The following is a 7,977-nucleotide window of genomic DNA, read 5'->3' as shown; positions in this document are numbered from 1 at the left end:
CCCACTTCGGGCAATAGTGGCAATATGCAAACCACCATGAGCGCTGGTCAATCAAAGTTTCAGTTTATGACGGCGACGCCAGTTGATGACGACAGTGTCACAACATTAATTGAATGGGACTGGTTTAACACCGATAACAGTTCAGATTTTCACTTAACGCAAATCTGGGCTGAGTATAATGGTCTCGGCGGCGGACAAACCTTTTCGGTGTTTATGGATATTTCAACCTTTCCAAACACCTTAGAGTATTGGGGCCCCAATGCGATGGTGTTTGTTCGTCAGCCACAGATACGCTATACCATTGATTTGCCGGATGCACATAGCGTGGCGTTTGCGATTGAAAAACCAAGCTCAGCTATTGAGGGTGTCGATAGCTGCGCCAGCGGTAATGACTGTAAAGACTATACCATCATGCCAGACTTTACCGCACACTGGCGCGCCGAAAGCGACACGGGACATTTTCAAATAGCCGGTATTATTCGTCAGCTGGGTTATCAGTATGACGACGATACTACTGAAACTACGATAGGTTACGGTATCAACCTTACTGGCTCCATGCAGTTTTTATCCTCTAACACCCTGTCAGCGGCGTTCACTGCTGGTGAGGGTATAGGGCGTTATATTAACGATTCGAGTTTTACCGACAGTGATGCTGTAATTCAAGCGGATAATAAGATCAAAGCCTTGCCGGTTTGGGGCGCGTTCGCATTTATTGATCATCAATGGAATGATAAAACCTCCAGTTCGATTGGCTATGGCTATCTTGAAGTTGATACGCAAGATGAGCAGAGCGATAGCGCTTTCAAACAAAGCGATTTTTTTGTCACCAATATTCTTTATCAGCTGGCTAAACCGGTGCAAATCGGCACCGAACTGCAGTGGGGACAATTTGAACAAAAAAATGGTGACTCTGGCGATAACCTGCGTTGGCAGAGCTCAGTAATTTACCGCTTTTAATCAGGAGATCAGCATGAAAAAACTTCACTTTAGCATTATTTTTATTATTGCAATTCTGTTTCAATCGCACACGGTCTTCGCTGAAGGGCAGCTGTCCGCGTTCACCGAGAGCTCGACAGCAGTTGATCTGCAAGCACTGGTTGAAAAAGTACATAAGCAGTTCGCTGACGTTGATGAAGGGAAAAATCCCGACTATATCCCTGCACTCACCATCCCGAGCCCATCGTTATTTGCGGTTAGCATTGTCACCGCAGATGGGAAAGTTTACCAAGCTGGCGATGTCGACCATACCTTTTCGATTCAATCGATCAGTAAAGCCTTTAATCTCGCAGCGGTGATGCAGCAGCAGGGCGATCAGGTGGTTGTTGATAATATAGGGGTTAACGCAACNGGCTTACCGTTTAATTCGGTGATGGCGCTNGAGCTACATGATGCTCGTTCAGTAAACCCATTGGTGAACGCNGGTGCGATGGCGCAAGTCAGCTTATTAAAGGCGAAAAGCCCGCGGCAAAAATGGAGTATGATCCAGTCTAATCTTGAGGCTTTTGCCGGTCGCGACCTTAAAGTAATCAAAGATATTTATAAATCAGAAACCGAAACCAATATTAAAAATCAGGCACTGGCCAGATTACTGGCCAATTATGGCCGTTTTTATGACGATGTTGAGGAGTCGGTCGATCTGTATACACGCATGTGTTCGGTCGGCATCACTACGGCAGACCTTGCAATGATGGGGGCAACCTATGCTAATCGCGGCGTTAACCCAAAAACTCAGCAGCGCGTGGTCGATGCCAAATATGTACCGAAAATCTTAGCGGTGATGGCAACGGCAGGTTTGTATGATGATGCTGGTGAGTGGCTGTGGAAAGTTGGGCTACCTGCAAAAAGCGGCGTTGGTGGCGGTATTGTCGCGGTCGTGCCTGGAAAATACGGCATTGCAGCGTTCTCACCGCCGGTCGATGCGGCAGGCAATAGCGTGCGCGCACAGCTTGCCATCGAGGCGATTGCCAATACTCTGAATGCTGGGGTATTCAATTAAGCGTTATCGGTAGCTGTTAGCGACAGGGCTGAACATTGCATAAAATTTAGACAGCAGTTCTGTCGCATGGCGTATGATGAACCTAATCAAGGAGAACCTGCGTCATGACAATAACAACAACCCATACGTTTTGCCGAATCTGTGAAGCCAGCTGCGGGCTGGAAGCCACCATAGAAAACGGCAAGGTTAGTAAACTCAGCCCGAATAAAGACCATATCGGCACGCTGGGCTTTTCTTGTATGAAAGGCCTGCATCAGCACAAGATGTATGATTCGCCAGACCGTTTGAAACAGCCCTTAAAACGCGTTGGTGACCACTTTGAGCCAATCAGCTGGTCGCAAGCTTTAGCAGAAATTGGACAGAAGGTTCGTCAGCTGCGCAAGCAAAGCGAGCAATCGGTGGGCATGTATGTTGGAACCGCAGCTGGCTTTAGTATGTTGCACCCGATATTTGCCGAAGGCTTCATGCAAGGCATTGGCTCTCACAATATTTATTCCTCTTCAACACAAGACTGTGCCAACCGTTTTGCCTCAGCAAAGGAGATGTACGGTTTTCCTTTTTTTCAGCCCTTTGTAGACCTTGACCATGTAGAGTGCATGCTAATTATCGGTACAAATCCGGTGGTGTCTAAATGGACATTTCTGCAGGTAGCTCACCCCGTAAAGCGCCTGAAGGAAATAACCAAGCGCGGCGCCAAAATTATTGTAGTGGATCCGCGTTATACCGAAACGGCTAAACTCGCCACCGATTATCATGCGATTCGCCCAAATGCTGACGTGTTTTTCTTTTTATCGTTTCTGCATGAAGTCTTTAAGCAAGGCGCGGTCAAGCGGGATTATGTAAATCAGTATATGAACGGCTTGGATCAGCTTGAGAGCTTGGTCGAGGCATGGCCAGCAGAGAGAACGGCAGAAGTGACGGGTATCTCGGTTGAACAATTACAGGCTATGGTAGCTAGCTTTACGCAAGCTAACGGTGCTGCGATTGTTACTGGTACCGGTATAGGTATGGGTAAGCAAGGTACGCTAGCACATTGGTTAGCAGAAGCTATTAATGCCGTCACCGGCAATTTAGACCAGCAAGGCGGCACCTTAGTGGGTCGCGGTATTTTTGATTTTGCTGAATTCGCGGATAAAAATGAGCTGTTCAATCGCCAACATCGCTCAAGAGTCGGGCGCTTTCGAGAACTCAATGGCGGTTTTCCAGGAGGCATCTTAGCCGATGAAATCTTGACACCCGGCGAGCAGCAAATCAAGGCGATGTTTGTCACCGGCGGTAACCCCTTATTAACGATGGCGAATTCACAGCGCTTGAAGGATGCCTTTCAACAATTGGAATTGTTAGTGGTAACCGATATTTATCTGAATGAAACCGCCTCGCTGGCTCATTATGTGTTGCCAGCGGTATCGCCGCTACAGCGTCCTGACTTACCATTTATTTTCCCCTTGGTGTTAGGAATGCAATCAAAGCCCTATATGGCAGCCACAGAGGCCTTGGTAGAGCCAGAAGCTGAGCAGCGCGACGAAGCCAGTATTTATTTAGATCTTGCCAGTGCTTGTGGCATAAGCTTGTTCGACTCAAAAATAGCACAGTGGTCATTGCGCCTGCTGGCTACAGTTAACCGTATTAGCGGTAAACTTAAAGGTGACGCATGGCGAGGATTGCCGCAACGTTTCATGCTGGATATGATGCTGCGAAGTGCCAAACAGGGCAGTTTTAACACCTGGTTAAAACAGCCAGATGGTGGACAAAGGCAGGGCGCAAAGGCGAATGACTTTTTACCCACCCAGCGACCAACAACCAAGGATAGAAAAGTGCACTTGGCGCCTGCAAGTTTTATCACTGAGGCAGAAAACTTAGCCAATGTATTAGAGCAAGAACTTCAGCTTTTGCATGCCGGCAGCTTTCGACTAATTACCAAACGGAGTCACAGCACGCATAACTCATGGACACAAAATATTGATGAGTTGACCAACGGCGCGAACAATCAAACCAATTTCTTATACCTTAATCCGCTGGATGCCGAGGCGCTGGGTTTACAAGAGGGTGATGCTGCTGATATTCAGTCGGCCACTGCAACAATACGTTTACCGGTTAAAACTTTAGCAGAGTTGAGTCAAAAAACAGTATCGGTGCCGCATGGCTGGGGTCATCAAGGGGCGAAAGGCTTATCTGTAGCCAGTAATATTGCGGGTGCCAATGTGAATATATTGGCCTCTGACGGACCAGACAATATTGAGTCGTTGTCAGGTATGGCGCACTTGACTGGTATACCGGTAAGCATAAGCAAAGCTAGCGGGCCAATCTCAACACGCAGTTGGAGTGGTATAGATTAGCCTAAACGGCGAGGCACTTGGCAGCCTCGCCACTAACAAAAGCCATGCTCAAATAACAACCCTTTAGATACTTAAAGAGTTTCTTAGCCCTTACTGATGGACAATAGTATCGGTTCCCAAAGTATCGGTTTTCGGTGCGATATGATTGGGGTTATGTGATATGTCTCGATTAAAATCGCCGCGTAATGCGGTAATTTCAAACAGTGCTTCGCCGTCGAGACTCACAAACATTTGACTATCCTCAGGCGGCATGATGCTGATTTCAGCATTGTCTAAGGCGTTCGCTTCTTGATGTAAAAAAGCTTTAAACTGCATGTAGAGCTCTTCATAGCAGCTGCCGTTCAGGGTGACTTCGGCTTCGGTGGTAAAACGAAAGGTCATCGATTTCATGGCTGAATCTCTCATAAACTGAACTAATTTTTTAAATCTGTGTTAATGGTATACGGCACAATTGTAGAAGTGACTATTCTGCAGCTTAGTCAAGCCTCACCACTTGTCTAATAACAAAAAAGTACTAAAAATTATTTTTTAGATTCTAAAAATAATTTATAAATTTCAATATTGGCAAACCATAATTGCCAAATAAACGTTTAAGCTTTGCGTTTTATTGAATTTTAATCTATACAAATACATACAGCGTAACTAGATTAATTCTGTTAAATCATCTAACACTTAATTGCAGTAAAATAATAACAACGCATTAATAGTTGTAGTTAACATTAAAACGGTCTATGGCTTAAGCTGTTCCATAACCAAGGTTAATAACTTTGAGGTGAGAACTATGCTTAATCCAAGCGACTTTGTAGGTGTNTCTTTCTGGTTGATGTCAGCAGCGATGTTGGCCGCAACATACTTCTTCTTTGTAGAGCGTGATCGCGCCGTCGGTAAATGGAAGACGTCACTCACCGTGGCGGCCATGGTTACCGGTATTGCCTGTTTGCATTATTTTTATATGCGTGGCCTATGGGTTGAGACAGGTCAAAGCCCAACGGTATTCCGCTATGTAGACTGGTTACTAACAGTACCCNTGCAGATTATTGAGTTNTANTTGATTTTGGCGGCGATTGCGATTGTCCCAAGTAGCTTATTCTGGAAGTTGCTAATTGCCAGTGTGGTGATGCTGGTAGGCGGTTACTTAGGTGAGGTAGGCGCTATTAATGTAACCCTTGGCTTTATTATTGGTATGGCCGGTTGGTTATACATTATCTATGAGATATTTCTTGGCCAAGCCAGTCAAATAAATAGTGACAGCGGCAATGCCGCCAGCCAAAAAGCATTTAAAGCCTTGCGCTTAATTGTAACAGTAGGTTGGGCAATTTATCCGATAGGCTATGTATTGGGCTATATGGTGGGCGGTGCCGATGTAGGCGCTTTAAACCTGATTTATAACCTTGCTGACTTTGTCAATAAAATCGCTTTCGGTGTTGTTATTTGGGCTGCTGCTACTCAGGATGCTGAAGCCTAGCCAGAAGCTCTACATGTATTAATGATTGATTGAATCTTTAATACGGTATTCTGCTATTAACTTGCTGTATCGCACATGATGACTGCCAACATGATAGTTGGCAGTTCACTACCGTTAGACGATTGTTGAAATCTACATAGTTGGAATTTTTATGCATTCTACTCATCTATCACAGCCAGTTTATCAAGTTGATAAACTACAGCATGTCTTAATTGATATTATGCGTGATGCCTGTGCAGCGGCAGGTGATGATGTGTTAGCGATGATCGATTATCACTTCAGTCATAAAGGTAGCTTCAAGCGAGCCAGCCTTTGCTATCAAACCGCAAGTGCGCTGAATATTAATACTGCTGATGCACTCAAATTGTCTGCCGTTGTTGAGCTGCTGCATAATGCCTCTTTAATTCATGATGATATTCAAGATAAAGATCCGCTGCGGCGCAACGCTTTATCCCTGTGGTTAAAGTTTGGCGAAGAGAATGCGCTTTGTGTGGGCGACAGCTTGATTTTAGCAGCTTGCCTGATTGCGGCTGAATTAGATCAGACCAGTGCGAAGAATTTATCCAGTACGGTCATTCAATTGGCGCAGCAAACCATTCGAGGTCAGGTTGCCGATCTGCATCGCAATGCAAGCCTTACTTGTTCGCAGTATCGCTCTATTGCAACCGACAAAGCAGCACCTCTCATCCAGCTGGCCGTTATGTTGCCATGCCTATTTGTTGATGCTAAACACTGGCAGTATTTACTGAATCAATCTGCAAGCAATTTCGCGCTTGCCTATCAACTGTATGACGATGTCGTAGATGCTGAGGCAGATGCGGCCAATCACCAGCCTAACGCGGTGAGTATATATATGTATGAATTTCGTCATCAACAGCACAGCGACCCTCTAGAACATGCTAAAACTGCAATCATCGCTGAAATCTATTTGCTGTTGAACGCGCTGGAAGATGAGTTGATTCGATATAAGTCTGCTGTAACGCGCCCCTTACTAACCGCAATTCTCAGTCTGAAACAGCGCTTGGCTGGCCTATGAACAAGCTTGTTGTAATGGGTGCTGGTTTTGGCGGTATTGCCGCTGCTCTTCGGGCTAAGGCTTTAGGCTTTGATGTCACCGTGATCGATAAACTGCCGCAGCCAGGCGGCAGGGCGCAGCGCTTTATGAAATCGGGCTACAAGCATGATGCAGGCCCTACGGTAATCACCGCACCTTTTTTGTTTGATGAGCTGTTTGCCTTATTTAATAAACGGCGAGATGACTATGTCACGTTTAAAGCCTTAGATACTTGGTATCAATTTATCTACGATGATGGCGAGCGTTTTAACTATGGTGGCAGTGCCGAACAAATAGATGCTGCCATTGCAGCATTCAGTCAAGACGATAGCGACTCCTATCATCAGTTGCTGGCTGATTCAAAAGCCATTTATCAGTTAGGCTTTGAACAACTCGCACATCAACCATTTCATCGCTTTATCAGTATGATAAAGATTCTACCTGCCTTGCTGCGTTTNCGCAGTTATCTATCCGTTTCACAATGGGTTAAACGCTATATCTCTTCAGAGAAACTGCAACAGGCGCTCTCGGTTTCGCCCTTGCTGGTAGGTGGCAATCCCTTTGATACCACCAGTATCTATGCCCTGATTCATTACCTAGAACGCAAACACGGTGTGCACTTTGCCATGGGCGGCACGCAGGCATTGGTCGATGCCTTACATCAGCTAATGCTAGAGCAGGGCATTGAAGTCAGATTGTCTCAGCAGGTGACTGGTTTGCAGCTGACTGATAAACACATCACAGCCGTAGAAATAAATCATAGTGAAACACTCGCCTGCGATGTATGTGTATCGAATATTGACCCGCTATACCTATATCGGCATTTGTTAAACGATTCCGCATCATATCTGGCAAAACTGCGCTGTAGGTTTGCCAAACCATCGATGGGGCTATTTGTATTATTTTTTGGCAGCACACGTCAGTATGCCGAGGTAGAACATCACAGCATTATTTTTGGTAAGGCATTTAAGCCACTGCTCGATAACATCTTTCATCATCAATGTTTATCAGACGATGTGGCAATTTATTTACACCGACCGACGGCAACCGATCATAGCTTTGCCCCTGAAGGGCATGATAGCTTTTATGCCCTAGTGCCGGTGCCGAATTTAACCGCAGATATTGA

At 45.7% G+C, this 7,977-nt stretch carries 7 protein-coding genes; 6 read left to right on the top strand and 1 reads right to left on the bottom strand.

Features of this window, described 5'->3' with window-relative positions:
• The first annotated feature begins 24 nt into the window (after positions 1–24).
• The 3 genes from HRU21_08240 to HRU21_08230 all read left to right on the top strand — a co-directional run bounded on the left by HRU21_08240 (position 25) and on the right by HRU21_08230 (position 4,332).
• The gene (locus HRU21_08240; GenBank protein ID NRA42277.1) at positions 25–957 is read left to right on the top strand and encodes a hypothetical protein; all 933 of its coding nucleotides are present in this window, start codon (positions 25–27) and stop codon (positions 955–957) included.
• Positions 958–970: 13 nt separating this feature from the next.
• Entirely contained in the window at positions 971–1,996 is a 1,026-nt protein-coding gene (gene glsA / locus HRU21_08235; GenBank protein NRA42276.1) for a glutaminase A, read from the top strand.
• A 104-nt stretch (positions 1,997–2,100) separates the two neighbouring features.
• Positions 2,101–4,332 carry a molybdopterin-dependent oxidoreductase gene (locus HRU21_08230; GenBank protein ID NRA42275.1) on the top strand — a complete coding sequence of 744 codons (2,232 nt, stop codon included), beginning with the start codon at positions 2,101–2,103 and terminating at the stop codon, positions 4,330–4,332.
• A 90-nt stretch (positions 4,333–4,422) separates the two neighbouring features.
• Here HRU21_08230 and HRU21_08225 read toward each other — a convergent pair whose 3' ends face one another.
• Positions 4,423–4,722, bottom strand: coding sequence for a hypothetical protein (locus tag HRU21_08225; GenBank protein NRA42274.1), 300 nt, complete (start codon positions 4,720–4,722; stop codon positions 4,423–4,425).
• Between the two features lie 391 nt (positions 4,723–5,113).
• Here HRU21_08225 and HRU21_08220 point away from each other — a divergent pair, with 391 nt between their 5' ends.
• From HRU21_08220 to crtI, 3 genes are all read left to right on the top strand, one after another.
• The gene (locus HRU21_08220) at positions 5,114–5,797 is read left to right on the top strand and encodes a bacteriorhodopsin (GenBank protein NRA42273.1); all 684 of its coding nucleotides are present in this window, start codon (positions 5,114–5,116) and stop codon (positions 5,795–5,797) included.
• A 151-nt stretch (positions 5,798–5,948) separates the two neighbouring features.
• On the top strand, positions 5,949–6,833 hold the full coding sequence (locus HRU21_08215) for a polyprenyl synthetase family protein (protein NRA42272.1): 885 nt from the start codon (positions 5,949–5,951) through the stop codon (positions 6,831–6,833).
• Positions 6,830–7,977 (top strand): phytoene desaturase (crtI, locus tag HRU21_08210; protein NRA42271.1); only part of this gene is annotated, 1,148 nt, incomplete at its 3' end. The genes HRU21_08215 and crtI, both read left to right, overlap by 4 nt.

This window comes from Pseudomonadales bacterium, from assembly GCA_013215025.1.
Lineage (GTDB): Bacteria > Pseudomonadota > Gammaproteobacteria > Pseudomonadales > DT-91 > DT-91.
The sequence above is the reverse complement of the archived record's forward strand: the minus strand, read 5'-3'. Positions and strand labels throughout refer to the sequence as shown.